The sequence below is a fragment of the Roseivirga spongicola genome, assembly GCF_034376045.1.
Taxonomy (GTDB): domain Bacteria; phylum Bacteroidota; class Bacteroidia; order Cytophagales; family Cyclobacteriaceae; genus Roseivirga; species Roseivirga spongicola.
Window position 1 is genome coordinate 277,689 of record NZ_CP139724.1, and the last position, 19,368, is coordinate 297,056.

The following is a 19,368-nucleotide window of genomic DNA, read 5'->3' on the forward strand; positions in this document are numbered from 1 at the left end:
CATCACACTTTATCATGACAGAACTTCAAAACAAAATTTTAGAAGAATTAGGCAAAACAACTCAAAGTGGAGTAGAAGATTTAAGGCACTCGGAATTTGTTGAAACGGAGATTCGATCTGTTCAAAACGGTCTTAAAACCAACTTCTACTTAACCCTCTTCTTTATAATTACATTCATTTTTAAAGTTTTCGATCAACTATTGCCTTCAGGTGAACTGGGTATTATTTCCATATTTTTCCTTCTTATCAGCTGGTCTGTTTGTCTACTATTCTTTTACAATTGGGTAACCAAAAAGAAAAGACTTGCCTTATTAAGGCTTCTTAGATGCTCCTTTAACCAATCTATAGATTTTGATAGCTGGTTAGTCGAGTGCAAGAACCAGTTTTGGGGTTGGCTTTGGAAGCTAACAGTGGCTAATTCAAAAGTATTAAGCGACCTAGAAAGAAAAAGGCAAAACAAACGACTTTTCTTTTTCACCAACATAGCACTCGTTCTAACCTTTCTGACTAGTGCTTATTTAGGCAATACAATTATGGTTTTTGCCACACCGATCATAATGCTTCTATCAGCATTAACTTTTTTAGATTGGCAGATTCACTCATACTATTTCAAACTAGTGAACCTACAGTATTACAACGGTTAAAGAATAGCAGTTTCTTGCTAAGCTCATTTTTCCTACATTGTAGAAACTCGCTTTCAATTATGCTTTACGAACTCATCTATAGAAGTACCGCAAAACCTGGGCTCACAGAACAAGACCTAGAAGACATTCTTAAAACTGCTAGAGACTTTAACCAGGCCAACAACCTAACTGGTTGCCTTCTTTATCATGGCGGTCAGTTTTTACAGCTATTAGAAGGCGATTTTCAAATCTTGCTAGACCTATACGATAGAATTAAGCGTGATTCTCGGCATCGTGAATTCCTACTATTACACATGAAAGAGACTGACCAGCGCGTATACACTGACTGGACAATGGCCTTCAAATCTTTAGACCAAAACCAACTAGGGAAATATTCTTCGGTAACTGAGTTTACAGAACTAGTAACCAACGAAAAGGAAAGTTCTATGTCTAAAGAACTCTTTCAAGCCATAAGTGCAGCCTTAGTGAGTGGCTAGAATCGAGCAGCCATTAATAGATTCAGGTCCTTGTAAGGCAAGTTGAATCTCTTGGCTATTTCTAGATTTGTGGTATGCCCTTTATAGGTATAAACGCCTTTGCAAAACCAAGAATAGGTATACATCATATCATCTATTCCCCCAATATCGCCAAGCTTCAAAAGTACAGGAGTTAGTATATTACTCAAAGCCGTGGTTGCTGTTCTAGCCGCTCTAGAGGCAATATTTGGTACGCAATAATGAATAACATCAAACTTTTTGAATACTGGTTTATCATGCGTTGTAATCCGAGAAGTCTCAATACAACCTCCCTGATCTATTGAAACATCGATAATCACCGAACCTGGCTTCATGCTAGAAACCATTTCTTCGGTTACTACGCACCTTGCCCTACCCTTCTCGGCACGTAAAGCACCAATTACCACATCAGCAGAGACTAAAGACTGACCAAGCGTAGCACTATCTATAACCGCAGTAAAAGCCTGATTAGAAAGCTTGTGTTTAATTCTGCGCAGCTTGTAAATCTCATTATCAAAAATTCTGACTTCAGCTCCTAATCCGAGTGCTGCTCTAGCGGCATACTCTGCCACTGTTCCTGCCCCCAGAATAATAACTCTAGTTGGCGGAACACCTGTTATACCTCCCAATATTATCCCTCTGCCTCCATTAGAGCTGCTCATGTGCTCAACAGCCATAGGAATCACAAGACTGCCGGCCAATTCACTCATAGCATTGACAATGGGAAGCCCTCCGGCTTTATCTTGAAGAAATTCAAAGCCCAAGGCTGAAATCTTCTTCCTATTCAATGCTTCGTAGTAAGAATCAGAAGTATTGGCCAATTGAATGGCAGAGAAAACCGTTGATCCAGGCTTCATCAACTCAATTTCTTCTTCGGTAGGCGGCTCCACTTTAACAATCAAGCCAGCTTCAAAAATCTCCTTTTTGGAATAGCAGATCTCTGCACCGTTTTCTGAATATTCTGCATCGGTGAAAAAAGCATGGTCACCAGCCCCTTCTTCTACCAAAACCCTGTGCCCATTGGCCACCAAAATACCCACTGCTGCTGGAGTAAGGCTCAATCTGTTTTCTTGTAGAGAAACCTCTTTAGGCACGGAAATCAGCAAGTTTTTGTTGCCAGACTTTACTTTAAGCAACTGCTCTTGTGGATAAAGGCTGCCTTCTTTGGCCAGCTCAGCAAAACCGGTTTTATCTTTCGTCATGATGAGTTAAGGTCAGTTCACGCTTATTTTCTCCTAAATCTTCAATATTAATGGCCAAGTATTTCTCTGGCAACAAATTGCCTATTTTCTGTGGCCACTCAATAAGGCACAAATTGCCCGAATCGAAGTACTCTTCTACCCCAATATTTAAAGCCTCTTCCGGGTGCTCCAACCTGTAAAAGTCGAAATGATAGATGACTTCATCTTTAGCAGAGAGGTACTCATTCACAATAGAAAAGGTAGGGCTTTGAACAGTATCTAGTACTTCCAGTTCTGCACAAATAGCTTTAGAAAGCGTTGTTTTACCCGCTCCCATAGAACCATTTAGCACCCAGATTTTCTCATCGCCCGCAAACTGAATGATCTTCTGAGCCGCGCTCTTTAAATCACCCAAACCGTTCACCTCAACAACCATCTTAATTAGTATTAAGCCCTTTTCGAAATTAATGAAATAAAGGGAATTATCATTTCTTCCAAAGATACACCACCGTGCTGAAAAGTATCTCTGTAGTACTTCACATAATGATTGTAATTATTGGGGTAAGCGAAGAAGGTATCTTCCGTAGCAAAAACGTAAGAAGTAGAAACGTTCGGCTTTGGCAGGTGTAAATCTTCAGGTTTCCTGACTTCAAAAATGCCATTGGTTCCTTTATAACCCAAGTTCTTGCCTTGCTTATATCTCAGGTTAGTATTTACATTTCTATCGCCAGCAATTTTAAAAGGCTTCTTCACCCTATAAGTGCCGTGGTCTGTAGTAATCATAGCTCTCAGCCCTTTATCTGCCACCATTTTCAATAAATCGAATAAAGGCGAATGCAAAAACCATGACCTAGTCAATGACCTGTAGGCAGACTCATCTGCCGCAAGCTCTTTAATCATCCGTATGTCGGTTCTGGCATGGCTAAGCATATCTACAAAGTTGTAGACCACTACATTTAGCTGATTATTCAGCAGGTTAGAGAAGTTATCGTTCAGTTGCTTTCCCTGATTGGCATGTATAATCTTGTGATAGCTAGTTTTGATGTCCAGTCTATGCTTCTTGAGATTTTCCTGAAGGAAGCCTTCTTCATTATTGTTCTTACCTTCTTCATTGTCATCGTCTGGCACCCACAAATGCGGATACTTTTTACTCATCTCCAAAGGCAGCTCTCCTGCAAATATGGAGTTTCTGGCATAAGCTGTAGTGGTAGGAAGTATTGAATAATAGGCAGACTCTTCTAGCAAGTTGAAGTAGTTCAATACTTCTCTTTCAATGATCTTCCACTGATCGAAACGGAGATTATCGATGACTATCAAGAAGGTTGGCTTATCATTTATCTCAGGGAATACCTTCTTGCTCAAAAGCTGATGAGAAAGAACTGGTTTATCAGCATCAGCATCATTCAGCCAAGACTCATAATTATCTTCTACAAAACGAGCGAAATTAGAATTGGCTTCCACTTTCTGCATTTCCAGCACTTCAGCCATACTTTTGTTCTCAGTATCTTCTATTTCCAGCTCCCAATACACCAGCTTTTTATAGATCTCTGCCCACTCATTATGATCTATCCAATCATTCACCTTCATACTGATATTTCTGAAGTCTTGCTGATATTGAGAATTAGTTCTATCGCTCACCAGCCTCCTATTGTCAAGCAACTTCTTAACTGAAATAAGTATCTGATTAGGATTCAATGGCTTAATTAGATAGTCGGCAATCTTAGAACCAATTGCCTCCTCCATTATATGCTCTTCTTCATTTTTGGTAATCATTACCACCGGAATTGAAGGCCTACTTCCCTTGATGTAGCTCAGGGTTTCTAGGCCAGTCATACCAGGCATATTTTCATCCAAAAAGACGATATCAAATGGCTGTTGGTCTATAGCCTCAATGGCATCTGCACCACTCGTTACTGGAGTAACGTCATAACCACGATCTCTCAAAAAAAGGATGTGCGGTTTCAGCAGATCGATCTCATCGTCAGCCCATAAAATGTTATATCTTTGCATGAATCGAAATTGAGAAGAAGCTCGAATTTAAGAGAATTAAAGCACAAAACTTGAACAAACGGAAGATTATCAATGATCCTGTCTACGGGTTCATCACCATCAGAAATGAGCTGATTTTCGACATCATCAATCACCCTTATTTCCAGCGACTTAGGCGCATCAAACAAATGGGGCTTGCAGAGTTGGTTTATCCTGGGGCGCATCACACGCGCTTCCATCATGCTCTTGGCGCCATGCACCTGATGTCTATTACGCTAGACAATTTAAGAACTAAAGGTGTCGAAATAACAGATGAAGAGTACGAAGGCGCGCTCGTGGCTATTCTATTACACGATGTTGGACATGGCCCCTTTTCCCATGCATTAGAATTCAGTATTCTTAAAGATGTTCATCATGAGCACTTGAGTAGAATGATTATTTCTAGGCTGAACCAAGAATTTGATGGAGCACTTTCTTTGGCATTAGAAATCTTCAATGGAAATTACGCCAAGCCTTTTCTGCATCAGCTAGTCTCTAGCCAATTAGATATCGATAGGCTCGACTACCTTAAAAGAGACAGCTTTTTCTCAGGTGTTTCTGAAGGAACTATTGGTGCCGACCGCATCATCAAGATGCTAGACGTTAAAGATGGGCAGCTGGTAGTAGAAGAAAAAGGTATTTACAGCATTGAAAACTTCTTGAGTGCCAGAAGACTTATGTACTGGCAAGTTTACTTGCACAAGGCAGGAGTAAGTGCAGAGAAGATGCTCATTTCAATCATTAATAGAGCCAAAAAGCTGACTAAAAAAGGAAAAGCAGACCTTTTTATGACCGAAGGGCTCAGGTTCTTTTTTGAAAAGGAAATTGGTATTGAGCAGTTTGCCGAAGACCCTAAGACCTTAGAAACTTTCTTAGAGCTAGACGACTACGATCTCTGGGGTGCTATAAAAATATGGGCAAAGTCTGACGATAAAATATTATCCGCCCTATGTAGTATGCTCCTCAACCGAGAGCTATTTAGAATTAAATTTAGTTCCGATCCAATTACTAAAGAGGAGAAGGAGAACATTCAACAAAAAATAGCAGACACTTACGGGCTTCAGTCCAAAGACACTAAATATTTCTTTTCAACGGGGCAGGTAACAAACAATGCTTACCTCACCAACGATAAGAAGATTATGATTTTATCTAAAAATGGAGAGGTAAGAGATGTTGTAGAAGCAGCAGACCTACCTAACATTAAGGCCATGAGCAAAATAGTACGTAAGTATTATCGATGCTGGCCAAAAGACATAAATTTGTGACAATCAGAAATTTACCCCATGGAGATATCAATTGAACAAGTTGCCCAATTAATTGGAGGCATGGTTGAAGGGAATGGCCAGGCGACTGTGAACAGATTGGAAAAAATTGAGGAAGCTACAGAAGGCAGTATTTCATTCTTAGCTAATCCGAAATACCTACCATACATCTATAAAACCGGTGCATCAGCGGTTATTGTAAAGTCAGATTTTGAACCAGAAAAGGAGTTAAAGGCCAATTTGATTAAGGTTGACGACCCATACTCTGCCTTCGCAAAGCTTTTAGAAGAATATCAAAAGCTTACTGCCAAAGTAAAAACTGGTATTGAACAACCTTCTTTTCAGCATGAAACAGCCAGTTATGGAGAGAATGTATATCTAGGAGCCTTCTCTTATTTAGGTGAAAACGCAAAAGTTGGAAACAATACTAAAATTTACCCCAACACCTACATTGGCGACAATGTTGAAATCGGAGAAAACACCATTATACACCCTGGTGTAAAAGTTTACGCCAATTGTAAAGTAGGCTCAAACTGTGTAATCCACTCAGGAGTGGTGATTGGTAGCGATGGTTTCGGCTTTGCCCCACAAGAAGATGGCACATATAAATCCATTCCTCAAACAGGCAACGTAATTATAGAAGACCATGTAGATATTGGCGCGAACACTACTATAGACTGTGCCACCATGGGCTCTACTATTATCAAAAGTGGAGTAAAGCTCGACAACTTGGTACAGATTGCTCATAATGTTGAAGTAGGAAAAAACACAGTTATAGCCTCTCAAGCAGGGCTTTCGGGAAGTGCAAAAATTGGTGAGAATTGCCAAATTGGTGGGCAAGCAGGTATCACTGGTCACTTAAAAATGGCAGATAGAACCATCATTGGACCTCAGGCAGGAGTACCAAAAACCATTACCCAAGAGGGTAAGGTCTGGTTTGGCTCTCCTATTATGGAACACAAAGATTTTCTTCGCGCTAGCGTAATTCTCAGGAACCTTCCTAAACTCATAGACAGGGTTAAGGAACTGGAAAAAAAGTTATAAATTTGCGGCATTTTCGCGGAAAGAATGAAGACGAAGCAGCATACCATAAGAGAGGAAGTAACGGTTTCTGGGGTGGGTCTCCACACAGGCGTAACGGCCAATATGACCTTTACTCCCGCAGGGCCAAACCACGGAATAAAATTCCAGAGAATTGACTTACCAGACCAGCCAATTGTAGATGCCGATGTAGACAATGTAGTTGACCTATCTAGAGGAACTACCATTGAGCAGAACGGTGCTAGGATTAATACTGTAGAACATACCTTAGCTGCTTTAGTTGGCTTAGAAATAGACAACGTTCTAATCAAAATTGATGGACCAGAGCCTCCAATATTGGACGGTAGTTCACGCATGTTTATAGATGCCATTGAGCAGGTAGGTACAGAAGAGCAAAATGCACTAAGAAATTTCTTAGAAATTAATGAGAGCATTATGTATCGCGATGAAAATCGTGATGTAGAGATAGCGGCTCTTCCGCTAGATGATTACAGAGTTACCGTTATGGTAGACTATAACTCTCCAGTTTTAGGTAGCCAACACGCCTCTTTGAATAACATTCAAGACTTCAAGAAAGATATTTCTTCTAGTAGAACGTTTTGCTTTCTACATGAATTAGAAATGCTTCATAAAAACAACCTAATTAAGGGTGGCGATTTAAACAACGCCATTGTAGTGGTTGATAGGGTTGTTAAGGATGAAGAGCTAGATCATTTAGCTAGTCTTTTTAACAAGCCCAAGGTAGAAGTAAAGAAAGAAGGAATTCTGAACAATGTTGAGCTTAGACATCGTAATGAGCCAGCTAGACATAAGCTACTCGATGTTGTTGGTGACCTTGCACTTGTAGGCAGACCCATAAAAGCTCAAATTCTAGCCGCCAGACCAGGCCATGCTGCCAACGTGGCTTTCGCGAAAAAATTGAAAAAGGCTATGCTGAGCAACAAAAGCTCGGCACCTTATTATGACCCTACGGTAGAACCGGTAATGGATATTAACCAAATCATGCAGATTCTTCCGCATAGATATCCATTCCTTCTAATTGACAAGATTATTCACCTAGACGACACCATGGTTGCAGGGATAAAGAATGTGACCATGAACGAACCGTTCTTTACTGGGCACTTTCCAGGAAACCCCGTAATGCCAGGTGTACTGCAAATTGAAGCCATGGCTCAAATTGGTGGAATTCTTGTTTTAAACACTGTTCCTGATCCGGAGAACTACACACCGTATTTCTTGGGAATAGACAAATGTAAATTCAGAAAAATGGTTGTTCCGGGTGACACCATTAAGTTTAAATGTGAACTAACTGCCCCTATTAAAAGAGGCATTGCACAAATGAATGGCTATGCATACGTAGGTAACACCCTAGTTTGCGAGGCCGCTATGACTGCCAGAATAGTTAAGAATCAATGAATCAACCCCTAGCATACATCCATAGAGAAGCCAAGATTGCTCGCAATGTGGTAATTGAACCTTTTGTTACTATTAGCAAAAATGTGGTAATCGAAGAAGGATCATGGATAGGCTCCAATGTAACCATTATGGAAGGAGCCAGAATTGGCAAGAATGTAAAAATATTCCCTGGCGCAGTCGTTTCGGCAGTTCCTCAAGACTTAAAATTTGGGGGCGAAGACACTACATTAGAGATTGGCGACAATACAGTAATTAGGGAGTGCGTGACGCTAAACAGAGGAACAGACGCTACCAATAAAACAGTTATAGGCAAAAACTGCCTAATTATGGCCTACACTCACGTAGCCCACGACTGTATGATTGGTGATAATTGTATTTTGGTAAATGCCGTCCAACTTGCGGGCCACGTAACAATAGACGACTGGGCTATTATTGGCGGAGCCGCTGCTGTTCATCAGTTTGTAAATATTGGTGCTCATACCATGGTTTCTGGAGGCTCACTTGTCAGAAAAGACGTACCTCCTTATACCAAAGCTGGTAGAGAGCCATTAAGCTATGCCGGTATAAATTCTATCGGACTTAGAAGACGTGGTTTTGCAAATGAGAAGATAGCTGAGATTCAGGAAATATATAGATACATCTTCCTTAAAGGCCTGAACAATTCAAAGGCCCTAGACTTGGTTGAGCTAGAAATGACACCTTCAAAAGAAAGAGACGAGATTATCAACTTTTTTAGAAATTCCGACAGAGGAGTTATGAAGGGGTATAGCGCTAAATAATATGCAAATTACGGTTAACGATTTAGGTAAGAAGTTTAACCGTGAATGGATATTCAGGCACCTTTCTACCAGTTTTGAAACAGGTATACCCTGCTCTATAACTGGTGGAAACGGAAGCGGAAAATCTACTTTTCTTCAAGTATTATGCGGTTTTATTCCATCTAACGAAGGTAGCATCAGCTATTCTTTAGATGGAAAGGAAATTCAGCAAGAAGACTTTTATCAGTATTTCGATATTTCTACTCCTTACTTAGAGCTCATTGAAGAATTTACACTTCATGAGTTTTTAGACTTTCATTTTAAGTTTAAAAAACTGAAGCAAGGAATATCTATCGATGACTTCACAGCACTGGTACACCTTGCTAAAGACAAAAATAAGCAGATACGAAACTTCTCTTCAGGCATGAAGCAGCGCCTGAAGCTAGGGCTATGCTTCTATTCTCAAAGCAAGGTCTGTCTATTAGATGAGCCTACAACCAATTTAGATGAGTTTGGGATTGATTGGTACCGAAAATCTGTACAAACCATCCTAAATGACAAACTTGTTCTGATAAGCTCGAACCAAAAACACGAGTTCGACTTTTGCGCTAGTAACATACACATCCCAACATTTAAAAGCTAGGACCATCTGCTTTAGTGTTTTTTTAGAGAAAACTTCGCTATTATTAATGCATTAAAATAGACTAATGAAAAGATTTAAAAGCTACTTCCTTATCCTTAACATAATAGGCTTAGCCGTTTTAACATCTTGTGGTGGTGGAGACGGTGGTGACGACACACCTCAACTAACCCCAGAAGAACAAAGAATAGTAGATCTTGCCGGTTCTTCTTCTGGTATAACTTGGGCAACCACTTCTGTTACTTTTGACGGTGCAAGCTCAAACTTCTTTAGCGACTTAACCCTGACCATAAGAGGAAACTCTTCAAGCAAAACCTACATTAGCGCAAACGGTTCTCCACTATGGGGAGCAAATGGAACTTGGGATTTCAACGGCACCAACCTAAATGAAATCATATTCGATAGTGACAATGGCAATGTTTATACCATAAGCCTTAACACAAGCGCCACTCCTTCTACCCTAACTATGACTGTAAATTACACAGCAAGTGGCGGAGTTGCTGCAGGAATTAATGGTGCTAACGGCACTTACGTTTTCAATATGGAAGAGCAGTAGAAAGAATTAAAACTACGGTAAAGGGCCTCGATGAAAATCGGGGCCTTTTTAGTTTAAGCTCACTAAGGTAACTCCAGCACCTCCTCTATCGGCATGTTCATCTCTAACCGAAGATATTTCTTTATAAGACTTTAGAAGCTCCCGAGTTACTTGTCTTAGAACTCCATTTCCTTTTCCATGAACTATCTGAAGCTCGTTAACTCCAAGCATAATAGCTTCATCCATCCAAGTACTTAGGGTAGGTATAACCTCTTCTGCACGCATACCTCTTAAATCTATTCTCGGGTTGAAATCCGTTTGTTTAGAAACGTAATCGAAGCCAGAAAAACTTTTGGTCTTGCCTTGGTCTTTGTAAGCCTTTCGGTTCACTTTTTCGAGCCTATTTAAACGGACAAAAGAAGTGAGTTCTCCAATGCTAAGCTCTGCATCTTTGCCCTTGATATTGACTACTTGCCCAACAGTATCTTGCCCTTTGAGCTGAACATAATCTCCTATCTTAATTTCATCAGATTTAGCCTGAGCCTTTTCAAATTGCTCCTTAACAGCGGTCTCTTGTTTCAGTTTATCAAGTCTTTCTCTTTGTTTTTTAACGGCCTCTTTCTCCGCTTTCTTTTCCTTGATTTCTCGAATAACACGCTCTACTTCTTTATTGGCATCTTTCACAATAGCATTAGCCTTCTGCTTAGCTTCATTAATAATCTTCTTCTCTTGGTTTTCCAGATGAGATTTTAACTGTGCATACTGCTCTGTAAGTTCTTCTAACTCCTTTTCTCTTGCTGTAATTTTTCTTTCAGCCTTGTCTAATTCTGTTTGCTGCAATTGAAGTTGTCCGAGCATCTGATCGAATGAAACTTGCTTAACACCAATTTTCTTTTTGGCATTGTCGATAGTTCTATTGGGCAGACCTATTTTACCAGCAATTTCCAAAGCAAACGAACTTCCTGGCTTTCCAATTTCCAGTTCATACAAAGGTTGCAACTTCTTTAGGTCGTAGCGCATAGCACCGTTCATCAACCCCTCACGCTTATCGGCAAACTCTTTCAAGTTACCATAGTGAGTAGTGATTACCCCCATACCTCTACTTTCTTTGAGTTCCATTAGAATAGACTCGGCAATGGCTCCACCATATTGCGGCTCGGTTCCTGTTCCAAATTCATCTATAAGAAAGAGACTCTTCTTATTTACATGACCCAAAAGATGTTTCATGTTGATAAGATGAGAGCTATACGTACTTAGATCGTTCTCTATAGATTGCTCATCTCCAATATCTATAAACAAGTCCTTAAACATGGTAAAGGAAGAAGACTCATTCACTGAAACCAAAAGTCCACACTGCAGCATGTACTGCAACAACCCAACGGTTTTAAGGCAAACACTCTTTCCTCCAGCATTTGGACCAGATATTAAAAGAATACGCTGATTTGGCTCTAAGAAAATGTTTAATGGAACTACCTCTTTGCCTAATTCTTTATGCTTTAAAAGCAGCAGAGGGTGCTTAGCAACTTGCCAATTGAACTCCTTCTTCTCAGACCACTTTGGTTTACAAGCATCAATCTTAAGCGCAAAACGTGCTTTAGCTCGGATGAAATCAACCAAGCCAAGAAACTGCATGTATTGCCTCAAATTCTCAATTTCTGGCCTTAAATAGCCAGTTAACTCCATGAGAATTCGAACTACCTCTCGCTGTTCTGCATATTCAAGCTCCTGAACCTCATTATTTATAGTGAATACCTCAGTTGGCTCAAGATATACGGTTTGCCCAGTAGCAGACTCACCATGAATAAACCCTTTAACCCTACGTTTATACTCTGCCAAAACCGGAATCACCATCCTGCCATTTCTGATGGTCACGGAAACATCGTCTGGAGTAAATCCTTCCTTCTTGGTTCTGTTGATAATGTTATCTAAAACCCTTCTTAGCCTTTGCTTTTCTTCTAGAATACCTTTTCGTATTTCATAGAGCCTGTCAGATGCATTGTCTTTTAGCTTTCCCCTTTCATCAAAAACACGAGCTAAAGACCAAAGCAAGTCTTCATCGAAAACAATAGGGTATGTGAGTTCGGAAAGAACGGGGTATTCTTCGCGCTTTTCTTGAAAAAAATCTAGACAGTTATTGAGTGTTTTGAGACTTAGAATAACATCAAACAACTCTTCTTCTAGCAGATACGAATTGTCTACTCTAATTTTTCCGAAGAGTGGGGCTAAGTCTATATAGTTTGAGTTTGGAAAAAGCTCCTCAGAAGAGATGATTCGAACAAACTCATCGGTCTGACTCAACCACATCTCTACATTATTTTGATCTGCAGAAAATCTGACCTTATCTACAAAACTCTTTCCTAATTTACTTTCGCAGGCCTCTTTTAGTAACTCTCTAATTTTATCGAAACCGAGTTTAACTTCTAGATTGGAGGGGTATAGCATTAATAGTTGTCGCTGAATTGTTTAGAATTTCTGGCTTTAAGACTGTCTATTACAATGTCCGTTACGTCTAAATAAAGCTCAGGATGTTGTAAGTAGTAGTTATAGCTTTTTACATAACTAGCAGAGTCTACACCATGTTCCCGAAAGATTCTTTTTTCCAAAGCTTTGTAGACAGCATCAGCAGAATCTAGCCCCATAGACACCGAACCTACCATTCCTTCTGCAATTCGGATATCTATTAAAAGATCTACCATTTGCTCTTGAGTGAGTATACCATCGGGCACGGCAGAGTCATCACTTTTACAAGAGAATAAAAAAAGAGCAACCGTCAGTAAAAAAAGCTTTTTTGCCATATTGTAAGCCACTTATTTTCGCTTTTGTAGCTAAACGACTGGCAAAGGTAAGGGTTATGTTCGAAGCAATCTTCTTATTAACCAAAATTAAGACAGCTAAAATCGGTCGAAAATCAAATTAATGATATTTTTAGGCCTTCATTATGGAGCACATCATTTCCAAGCTTAGGAAGTACGAGATTCAAATCAGAAAAGCCATTAACTCTAGAATGCAGGGTGACTTCCACTCTATATTCAAAGGTTCGGGCTTAGAGTTTGATGGCGTGCGCGAATACCAGTATGGTGATGATACCAGAACCATAGACTGGAACGTATCGGCCAAAGGTCATGGTACTTTTGTAAAAACCTTTAAAGAAGAAAAAGAACAAACCGTTTTCTTCTTGCTAGATGTTAGTGCTTCTCAAGAAATAGGAACACCTGGCGCTCAAAAGGTAGATGTTGGAAAAGAAATTACAGGAGTACTTACACTAGCTGCAGTAAAGCAACAAAACCGTGTTGGCTTGCTGACCTTTTCTGATCAGAAAGAAAAGTTCGTTAAGTCGGGAAAAGGCATTAAACATGGCTATGCCATAATTCACGAGCTTTATAATCATACACCTGAGTCTACCAAAACCAACATAGATCAGGCTATTAAAAAGTCTTTGGAGATCATCCATAAAAAAAGTGTGATCATTCTGGTTTCTGACTTTATTGATGAAGGGTACGAACAGAGCTTGAGATTACTGGCCAACAGACATGATTTAGTTGTTCTGCACTTAAAAGACGATAGAGAAACCCAATTACCAAACTTGGGGATTGTACCTATCTATGACAAGGAAAGTAAAAAGACCATTTGGGTAAACACTTCCTCTAAAGATTTCCGTAAGAAACTCGAAAAAACTTACACGGTTAATAAAGGAGAGCTTGAAAAGTTTTGTAGAAAAAACCAAATCAACTACCTGGAGATCAACACAAAAGACAACTACGTTCCGCAATTGATAAAACTATTTAAGATCAGAAACAAATCGATGAAACGTGATTAGAAGGGTAAGTGTATTTCTGATTTTTTGCTTCTATTTAGTGACTTTCGCTTTTGCCCAAGACACTAAACCTAATGGCTATTTCTTAAAAGATAGCGTTAAAATTGGCGAACCTGTTCCCTATTCACTGAGCTACAAAGACAAGAAGAATAGGCCAGTTATTTTCCCTGACTCATTATTCAGCTTTGCACCTTTTGAACTAATAGATAAAGCATATTTTGATACGCGTTCAGACAGCATAAACAGTATTGATAGTGCTGTTTATTACTTAGCTACTTTTGAGATAGACACCGTGCAGAGTCTATCCATCCCTGTTTTTGTTTATACAGGTAAAGACAGCATTCCTATTTTTAGTGCTAAAGATTCTATTATTCTGAATCAGGTGGTCACTCAAATGCCCGACACTGTTAACCTTTCTGAAACAAGAGCTTTTCAACCTGTATCTCGTCAATTCAACTACCCTTATTGGATTATTGGCCTGATTATACTCGGTGTTATTGCTATTGTAGTAGCAGTTATTTGGGGTAGAGAAATTACCAAACGCATAAAACTCTACAGGCTTAAAAAGAAGCTTGAGAAATTTCAGCAAGAATTCGATCAGGAGATTGAAAGCATTTCTGCCGATACTGAAAAGACCAAAATTGAATCTTTGTTAAAGTTTTGGAAGTCTTATATGGAGTCTTTGGAGCAAATGCCTTACACAAAGCTCACTACCAAAGAAATTATACAGATTCAGAAAAATTCTTCTTTAGAAGAAACATTAAAGTCTATAGATAAAAACATTTATAGCACTATAGCGGTAACCGCTTTGCAAAACGATTTCGAGTATTTGAAAGACTACTCGGTAGATAGATACAACCATGTAACGGAGGAGATTAAGAATGCTTGACGAGTCGATTTATAATTGGTTTTCTTTGGAGTGGTTCACTCCTTCAGCGTTCAAATCGTTTGATTGGGCACACTTTTTTGTGTTCTACGCCATACCATTGGTTATACTCTTATTCCTTCTTAAGTGGCTAATCGGTACTAAGGTAAAGCAAAAGCTACCCGTAGCTCTTCCTAAAAGAGATATAGAAAAGCATTGGACAGGCTACTTAAGAATTATTCCAAACCTATTAAAAGCGCTTGCGCTTTTAATGCTTCTGATAGCTCTAGCCAGACCTCAACGAACCAATGAGATGGTTGAGCAATGGTCTGAAGGCATAGACATTGCCTTACTCATAGACATCTCTGAATCTATGCAAATAGAAGACTTTCAACCTAATAGGTTGGATGCTGCTAAAGCTACAGCCAGAGATTTTATAGCAGGCAGAAACCAAGACAGAATTGGCTTAGTGATTTTCTCAGGAGACGCTTATTCTTTATCTCCACTCACTACAGACTATGAGCTTCTCTATAAATTCATAGAAGAAGAGATAGACTTTAATAAAATTGAAAATAGAGGAACCGCCATTGGTAGTGCTATTGCCGTGGGGACCAACAGAATGAGAGAGTCTGATGCCGCCAGTAAGGTAATGATCTTGCTCACGGATGGTGACAATACTGCTGGTAATATTGATCCGATAACTGCTGCAGAATTAGCTTCTGCTTACGATATAAAGATTTACACCATTTGCGTGGGCAAAGAGGGCAAAGTACCTTATGGAAAAGACTTTTTTGGCAGAACTAATTATGTAGAAAACACCGTAGATGAGTCTAACCTGCGTGAAATTGCAAAAATTGGTTCTGGGCAGTTCTACCGAGTTTCAGACAATGCTGCACTCCAAAATGTATTCGACATGATTGATGAATACGAGAAGGCTGAAATCAAAGAGACTCGATACAAGAACACCACCGATTTCTATCCAATCTACTTGAAGTGGGGCATCCTGTTCTTCTTAATGTTTATGCTTACTAAAAGCACATTCATTAGTAACATATTGGAAGACTAGAACCTCCAGACCAAACCAACACTATTCGGGCTCAGCTGAACATGGTTCAAAATATCCGTAAGCTGATTGCTCTTGGATTGAAGAACGGAATACAGAATTATGTCAAAAGCTAACAGAAACCCTCCTTGGAGAATAAGTGAGCGACCATAGCCTCTAAGTATACCTCTTTTGCCTTCCCTGTTCTTGGCCATTTCCTTCATCAAAAAACCACCAGTAATATATGCTACATCTAAACCTGCATTCATTAAAAGCACCTTCCCCATTTGATGATATTCACCTACTGTTTCGGCTAGGTTTAAAGTAGAAGGATCGGTAATCAAAGAATGCCTTAACCCTGGTATTGCCAAGCCCAAGTTCACCACATTCCAAAAAATATTCATCCGGTAAAAGTGTCCTTGCTCATTGGAAGAAGGGTTGCTCAACAGAACTCCATTGGTACCGAAATTAGCTAGGGCCCAACCTCCTAACACCATCATCCCAACTTTATTGATCTGTAGTCGCTCCTGATTGAAGTTTCCTAGCTCTTGTTGAGCCAAAGTATCTAGCGTAAAAAGGAATAGAAGTGCGAGTGTAAATAAGAGTTTACGGTTCATACTTTTGGGGTTCACATGAACCTAACCCAGAATTAAGGAAAGGGTTCAGTTAGAATAATTCTATACCGTAAGCCACTAAAACAAAGTTGAACAACCTCAAACTGAAAAGAAGAAGGGCTATTCCAACCACTCTGTTCATGATTTTCATAAACCGTGGAGTAACAATTTGGCTCAATTTAGTGGCGAAGTAAGACTTGAGTACATCTACCAAGAAAACCGTGGCAATTAGCACAACAAAGAAGGTTATAGCCTGATTGTTATTGTACTCAAAATCGAGAGTAACCTTACTTATAATACCTAACCAAAAAAGCAGAACAAAAGGATTGATACCATTGAGTAAAAAGCCTTTCACTATCTGTTGAAACCACTTTGTATCTTCTTGATGTAGTTGCTTCAATCCCTTTTTTGGAACGGGCTTAAACAGGTAGATTACACCAAAAATGAGCATAATAACTCCGCCAACCCCACCAAGCCACATGTTGAACTTAGGATTCTCTACAAACTGAGAAATACCCAAATAAGTAACTACTATATAAAAGCTATCACTGAGGGCTATGCCAATGGCCATAAAGAAACCCGACCAGAAACCCTTTTCAATTGAATTTTGAATAAGTGCAAAAAATACTGGCCCAATGAGCACACAAAGTAATAGCCCAAACAAAAAGCCATTAATGATTACATCCATGTCTTTTCCGTTAGGCTTCTTGCTTCAGGTAAGAAAGCCAGCTTTCTAGTTTTTCTTTCTTTAAGACTCTTGGGAATTTAGTTTGGCCGCCTTCTTTGCCAATAGACTTCATCCAGCCATAGAACACTTCATTAGGCAAAACCTCCAAATAAATATTCTTGAGGGCGTGCTGTCTTTCTACAGCGTAATCGTCATTCAGGTCTTTTAGATAGGTATCAATTTTCTCTTTGAGAATCTCCTGATCTACTATGCCGTCTACACCAACATACCAATGGTGGGCAAAAAGACTTCCGTCTGGCAAACCTGCGACAGTAAACTCTTTAACAATTATATCTAAGTCGTTAGCCGCTAGCTGCACCGCTTTGTTCATATTGTCAACAGAAAGGTGCTCTCCACATAGGCTTAGGAAGTGCTTGGTTCTTCCGGTAATAATAATTTCTGAATTATGCTTATCAACCACCTTTACGGTATCTCCAATCATATATCTCCATGCACCTGAAACTGTAGAGATCAACAAGGCATATTCTTTATTCTCTTCAGTCTGATCGAACATTAGAGCCTCTGCATCGGGTCTTATATGGCCGTCATCATCAAAGTTCTTTTCATTAAATGGAACAAACTCATGAAATATGCCCCCATTGAGCATTAGCCGCATAGACTTTTTATCTGGAGAGTCTTGAAAAGCAATAAAGCCTTCAGAAGCCAAATAGGTTTCTATAAAATGGATAGGATGCCCCAAGAGCTTATCAAAGCCCTTTCTGTACGGTTCAAACGCCACACCACCGTGAACATAGGCATGAAGGTTCGGCCAAATCTCATGGATATTTTTCACTCCATGTTTTTCAATAATACGCTCCATCAAAATGGTAACCCAGGCAGGTACACCTGCAATCATCCCGATATTCCATTTGTGGGCATTTTCAACAATCTCTTCTAGCTTCGTTTCCCAATCTTTCTGCTTCTTTATTTTCGGACTCGGACGAGAAAAACCCTGAATCCACAAAGGCAACTGACCTGTAGTTATACCACTCAAGTCGCCATAATAGAAATTGCCAGAAAAGTTGAGCGATGTACTTCCTCCCAGCATCAGCATTCCAGACTGAAAGAACTTATCGGGCAAATCGTATTTACCAAGGGTATAAATATGCCTAGTGCCTGTCTTCCTAATCTGACGGATCATGTCTTTGGTAACAGGAATAAATTTGGATGATGCCCCCGAAGTACCAGAGCTTAAGGCAAAGAACTTAGTTTTCCCAGGCCAACTAATATCTGGCTCTCCGTCTCTAGTTTTATGCCACCAATTATCATTCATAGAATCGTAATCATGAATGGGCACATTGGCCTTGAATTGTTCGTAAAAATCGTGCTGACCATGACTCCTGAACTTTTCTAGAATAGACATAAAATCGTATTCTCTTCCGAACATGGTGTTTCGGGCACTAATTAGAAGTTTGGATAGTTCCTTTTTCTGTAGATCATATGGAGAGGTATAATCTTGCTCAAGAGTTTCTCTAAGCTTAATACCTTTCTTTAAAATCGATCCGATTATCGGCATATACTACTTTGGGTTTATTAAACAGTTAGCATAAACAGGTGCTTTTATGCTAAATTGCGCGCCATTCTGGTAATCAAATATAATAGAAATCTAAACGCTACCTTAATTGAGCCACATGAGTATTGCAGAGAACATTTCAAAATTCAACCAAGAAATAGCCCCATTCAATGCGCAACTCATTGCCGTAAGTAAGACTAAGCCTAATGAAGATTTGTTACAGGCCTATGAGGCAAATCAAAGAGATTTAGGGGAAAACAAGGTTCAAGAACTTACTAGAAAACATGAAGAATTGCCCAAAGACATTCGCTGGCACATGATTGGGCACCTTCAACGAAATAAAGTAAAGTATATCGCACCTTTTGTTCATCTTATTCATGCTGTAGATAGTTTGAGGCTTTTAGTTGAAATTAATAAGCAAGCAGAGAAGAACGAGAGAGTAATTAACTGCTTACTTCAGGTTTACATTGCCAAAGAAGAAAGCAAGTTTGGCCTAGATGAAAAAGAGCTGGAAGAGCTTCTAAACTCAGACCAGTTTGCCGAACTAAATAACATTAAGGTTGTTGGCCTTATGGGTATGGCAACGAATACTGACAATGAAGAGGTAGTTAGAAAAGAATTCAAAAGCCTTAAAGCACTATTCGAAGAATTGAAAAATAAATACAACTCTGATAAGATTGAGTTGAAAGAGCTTTCTATGGGCATGACGGGTGATTATAAAATAGCTTTAGAAGAAGGCAGTACCATGATTAGAGTTGGTAGTGCTATCTTTGGCAGCAGAAACTATCAATAGT

At 39.5% G+C, this 19,368-nt stretch carries 20 protein-coding genes; 12 read left to right on the top strand and 8 right to left on the bottom strand.

Annotated features, from left to right (window positions below):
- The first annotated feature begins 14 nt into the window (after positions 1-14).
- Together T7867_RS01255 and T7867_RS01260 are read left to right on the top strand one after the other, a co-directional pair.
- Positions 15-644, top strand: a complete 630-nt coding sequence (locus T7867_RS01255; RefSeq protein ID WP_068219452.1) for a hypothetical protein — start codon at positions 15-17, stop codon at positions 642-644.
- Positions 645-703: 59 nt separating this feature from the next.
- A complete protein-coding gene (locus T7867_RS01260; protein WP_068219451.1) occupies positions 704-1,120 on the top strand; it encodes a BLUF domain-containing protein in 417 nt (138 codons plus the stop codon).
- On the opposite strand, the gene T7867_RS01265 is transcribed toward T7867_RS01260, so the two are convergent.
- Genes T7867_RS01265 through porX form a run of 3 tightly spaced genes read right to left on the bottom strand, consistent with a single transcriptional unit; the run spans position 1,117 to position 4,329 of the window.
- The gene (locus tag T7867_RS01265; protein ID WP_068219447.1) at positions 1,117-2,340 is read right to left on the bottom strand and encodes an alanine dehydrogenase; all 1,224 of its coding nucleotides are present in this window, start codon (positions 2,338-2,340) and stop codon (positions 1,117-1,119) included. The genes T7867_RS01260 and T7867_RS01265 overlap by 4 nt on opposite strands.
- Complete coding sequence (gene tsaE / locus T7867_RS01270) at positions 2,327-2,755, bottom strand: tRNA (adenosine(37)-N6)-threonylcarbamoyltransferase complex ATPase subunit type 1 TsaE (RefSeq protein WP_068219443.1); 429 nt, start codon at positions 2,753-2,755, stop codon at positions 2,327-2,329. Before tsaE ends, T7867_RS01265 begins: the two co-directional genes overlap by 14 nt.
- An 11-nt stretch (positions 2,756-2,766) precedes the next feature.
- Entirely contained in the window at positions 2,767-4,329 is a 1,563-nt protein-coding gene (porX, locus tag T7867_RS01275; protein ID WP_068219440.1) for a T9SS response regulator signal transducer PorX, read from the bottom strand.
- Between the two features lie 50 nt (positions 4,330-4,379).
- Between porX and T7867_RS01280 the strand changes: the two genes are divergently transcribed.
- From T7867_RS01280 to T7867_RS01305, 6 genes are all read left to right on the top strand, one after another.
- Positions 4,380-5,612: an HD domain-containing protein gene (locus T7867_RS01280; protein ID WP_068219439.1), complete on the top strand. Its 1,233-nt coding sequence runs from the start codon at positions 4,380-4,382 to the stop codon at positions 5,610-5,612.
- Between the two features lie 18 nt (positions 5,613-5,630).
- Positions 5,631-6,653, top strand: a complete 1,023-nt coding sequence (lpxD, locus tag T7867_RS01285; RefSeq protein WP_068219438.1) for a UDP-3-O-(3-hydroxymyristoyl)glucosamine N-acyltransferase — start codon at positions 5,631-5,633, stop codon at positions 6,651-6,653.
- 24 nt (positions 6,654-6,677) lie between these two features.
- Positions 6,678-8,066, top strand: a complete 1,389-nt coding sequence (locus tag T7867_RS01290) for a bifunctional UDP-3-O-[3-hydroxymyristoyl] N-acetylglucosamine deacetylase/3-hydroxyacyl-ACP dehydratase (protein WP_068219437.1) — start codon at positions 6,678-6,680, stop codon at positions 8,064-8,066.
- Entirely contained in the window at positions 8,063-8,845 is a 783-nt protein-coding gene (lpxA, locus tag T7867_RS01295; protein ID WP_068219431.1) for an acyl-ACP--UDP-N-acetylglucosamine O-acyltransferase, read from the top strand. The genes T7867_RS01290 and lpxA overlap by 4 nt, the downstream gene beginning before the upstream one ends.
- 1 nt (position 8,846) lies before the next feature.
- The gene (locus tag T7867_RS01300) at positions 8,847-9,467 is read left to right on the top strand and encodes an ABC transporter ATP-binding protein (protein ID WP_068219427.1); all 621 of its coding nucleotides are present in this window, start codon (positions 8,847-8,849) and stop codon (positions 9,465-9,467) included.
- A 64-nt stretch (positions 9,468-9,531) separates the two neighbouring features.
- Positions 9,532-10,020, top strand: a complete 489-nt coding sequence (locus T7867_RS01305) for a hypothetical protein (RefSeq protein ID WP_068219424.1) — start codon at positions 9,532-9,534, stop codon at positions 10,018-10,020.
- Between the two features lie 48 nt (positions 10,021-10,068).
- On the opposite strand, the gene T7867_RS01310 is transcribed toward T7867_RS01305, so the two are convergent.
- Together T7867_RS01310 and T7867_RS01315 are read right to left on the bottom strand one after the other, a co-directional pair.
- Entirely contained in the window at positions 10,069-12,441 is a 2,373-nt protein-coding gene (locus tag T7867_RS01310; RefSeq protein WP_068219422.1) for an endonuclease MutS2, read from the bottom strand.
- The gene (locus tag T7867_RS01315) at positions 12,441-12,794 is read right to left on the bottom strand and encodes a DUF4296 domain-containing protein (protein WP_157717580.1); all 354 of its coding nucleotides are present in this window, start codon (positions 12,792-12,794) and stop codon (positions 12,441-12,443) included. Before T7867_RS01315 ends, T7867_RS01310 begins: the two co-directional genes overlap by 1 nt.
- 143 nt (positions 12,795-12,937) lie before the next feature.
- On the opposite strand from T7867_RS01315, the gene T7867_RS01320 reads away from it, so the two are divergent.
- From T7867_RS01320 to T7867_RS01330, 3 genes are read left to right on the top strand one after another with little or no spacing between them, the layout of a single operon-like run.
- The gene (locus T7867_RS01320; protein WP_068219414.1) at positions 12,938-13,816 is read left to right on the top strand and encodes a DUF58 domain-containing protein; all 879 of its coding nucleotides are present in this window, start codon (positions 12,938-12,940) and stop codon (positions 13,814-13,816) included.
- On the top strand, positions 13,809-14,702 hold the full coding sequence (locus T7867_RS01325; protein WP_068219405.1) for a hypothetical protein: 894 nt from the start codon (positions 13,809-13,811) through the stop codon (positions 14,700-14,702). The genes T7867_RS01320 and T7867_RS01325 overlap by 8 nt, the downstream gene beginning before the upstream one ends.
- Positions 14,695-15,744 (top strand): VWA domain-containing protein, encoded by a 1,050-nt coding sequence (locus tag T7867_RS01330; RefSeq protein ID WP_068219403.1) that lies wholly within the window; start codon positions 14,695-14,697, stop codon positions 15,742-15,744. Before T7867_RS01325 ends, T7867_RS01330 begins: the two co-directional genes overlap by 8 nt.
- Here the strand turns inward: T7867_RS01330 and T7867_RS01335 are convergent.
- Genes T7867_RS01335 through T7867_RS01345 form a run of 3 tightly spaced genes read right to left on the bottom strand, consistent with a single transcriptional unit; the run spans position 15,741 to position 18,577 of the window.
- Positions 15,741-16,337, bottom strand: a complete 597-nt coding sequence (locus T7867_RS01335) for a DUF6992 family protein (RefSeq protein ID WP_068219402.1) — start codon at positions 16,335-16,337, stop codon at positions 15,741-15,743. The two genes, T7867_RS01330 and T7867_RS01335, sit on opposite strands and share 4 nt — an antisense overlap.
- A 49-nt stretch (positions 16,338-16,386) precedes the next feature.
- Entirely contained in the window at positions 16,387-17,022 is a 636-nt protein-coding gene (locus T7867_RS01340) for a LysE family translocator (RefSeq protein WP_068219399.1), read from the bottom strand.
- A 10-nt stretch (positions 17,023-17,032) separates the two neighbouring features.
- Positions 17,033-18,577 (bottom strand): GH3 family domain-containing protein, encoded by a 1,545-nt coding sequence (locus tag T7867_RS01345; RefSeq protein ID WP_068219396.1) that lies wholly within the window; start codon positions 18,575-18,577, stop codon positions 17,033-17,035.
- Between the two features lie 115 nt (positions 18,578-18,692).
- Between T7867_RS01345 and T7867_RS01350 the strand changes: the two genes are divergently transcribed.
- A complete protein-coding gene (locus T7867_RS01350) occupies positions 18,693-19,367 on the top strand; it encodes a YggS family pyridoxal phosphate-dependent enzyme (RefSeq protein WP_068219394.1) in 675 nt (224 codons plus the stop codon).
- Position 19,368: the final 1 nt, after the last annotated feature.

Coding starts and splice junctions, on each gene's coding strand:
- T7867_RS01300 (WP_068219427.1), top strand. CDS start 8,847: ATGCAAATTACGGTTAACGATTTAGGTAAGAAGTTTAACCGTGAATGG.
- T7867_RS01315 (WP_157717580.1), bottom strand. CDS start 12,794: ATGGCAAAAAAGCTTTTTTTACTGACGGTTGCTCTTTTTTTATTCTCT.
- T7867_RS01335 (WP_068219402.1), bottom strand. CDS start 16,337: ATGAACCGTAAACTCTTATTTACACTCGCACTTCTATTCCTTTTTACG.
- lpxD (WP_068219438.1), top strand. CDS start 5,631: ATGGAGATATCAATTGAACAAGTTGCCCAATTAATTGGAGGCATGGTT.
- T7867_RS01330 (WP_068219403.1), top strand. CDS start 14,695: ATGCTTGACGAGTCGATTTATAATTGGTTTTCTTTGGAGTGGTTCACT.
- tsaE (WP_068219443.1), bottom strand. CDS start 2,755: ATGGTTGTTGAGGTGAACGGTTTGGGTGATTTAAAGAGCGCGGCTCAG.
- T7867_RS01260 (WP_068219451.1), top strand. CDS start 704: ATGCTTTACGAACTCATCTATAGAAGTACCGCAAAACCTGGGCTCACA.
- T7867_RS01350 (WP_068219394.1), top strand. CDS start 18,693: ATGAGTATTGCAGAGAACATTTCAAAATTCAACCAAGAAATAGCCCCA.
- T7867_RS01290 (WP_068219437.1), top strand. CDS start 6,678: ATGAAGACGAAGCAGCATACCATAAGAGAGGAAGTAACGGTTTCTGGG.
- porX (WP_068219440.1), bottom strand. CDS start 4,329: ATGCAAAGATATAACATTTTATGGGCTGACGATGAGATCGATCTGCTG.
- T7867_RS01340 (WP_068219399.1), bottom strand. CDS start 17,022: ATGGATGTAATCATTAATGGCTTTTTGTTTGGGCTATTACTTTGTGTG.
- T7867_RS01310 (WP_068219422.1), bottom strand. CDS start 12,441: ATGCTATACCCCTCCAATCTAGAAGTTAAACTCGGTTTCGATAAAATT.
- lpxA (WP_068219431.1), top strand. CDS start 8,063: ATGAATCAACCCCTAGCATACATCCATAGAGAAGCCAAGATTGCTCGC.
- T7867_RS01255 (WP_068219452.1), top strand. CDS start 15: ATGACAGAACTTCAAAACAAAATTTTAGAAGAATTAGGCAAAACAACT.
- T7867_RS01305 (WP_068219424.1), top strand. CDS start 9,532: ATGAAAAGATTTAAAAGCTACTTCCTTATCCTTAACATAATAGGCTTA.
- T7867_RS01320 (WP_068219414.1), top strand. CDS start 12,938: ATGGAGCACATCATTTCCAAGCTTAGGAAGTACGAGATTCAAATCAGA.
- T7867_RS01345 (WP_068219396.1), bottom strand. CDS start 18,577: ATGCCGATAATCGGATCGATTTTAAAGAAAGGTATTAAGCTTAGAGAA.
- T7867_RS01265 (WP_068219447.1), bottom strand. CDS start 2,340: ATGACGAAAGATAAAACCGGTTTTGCTGAGCTGGCCAAAGAAGGCAGC.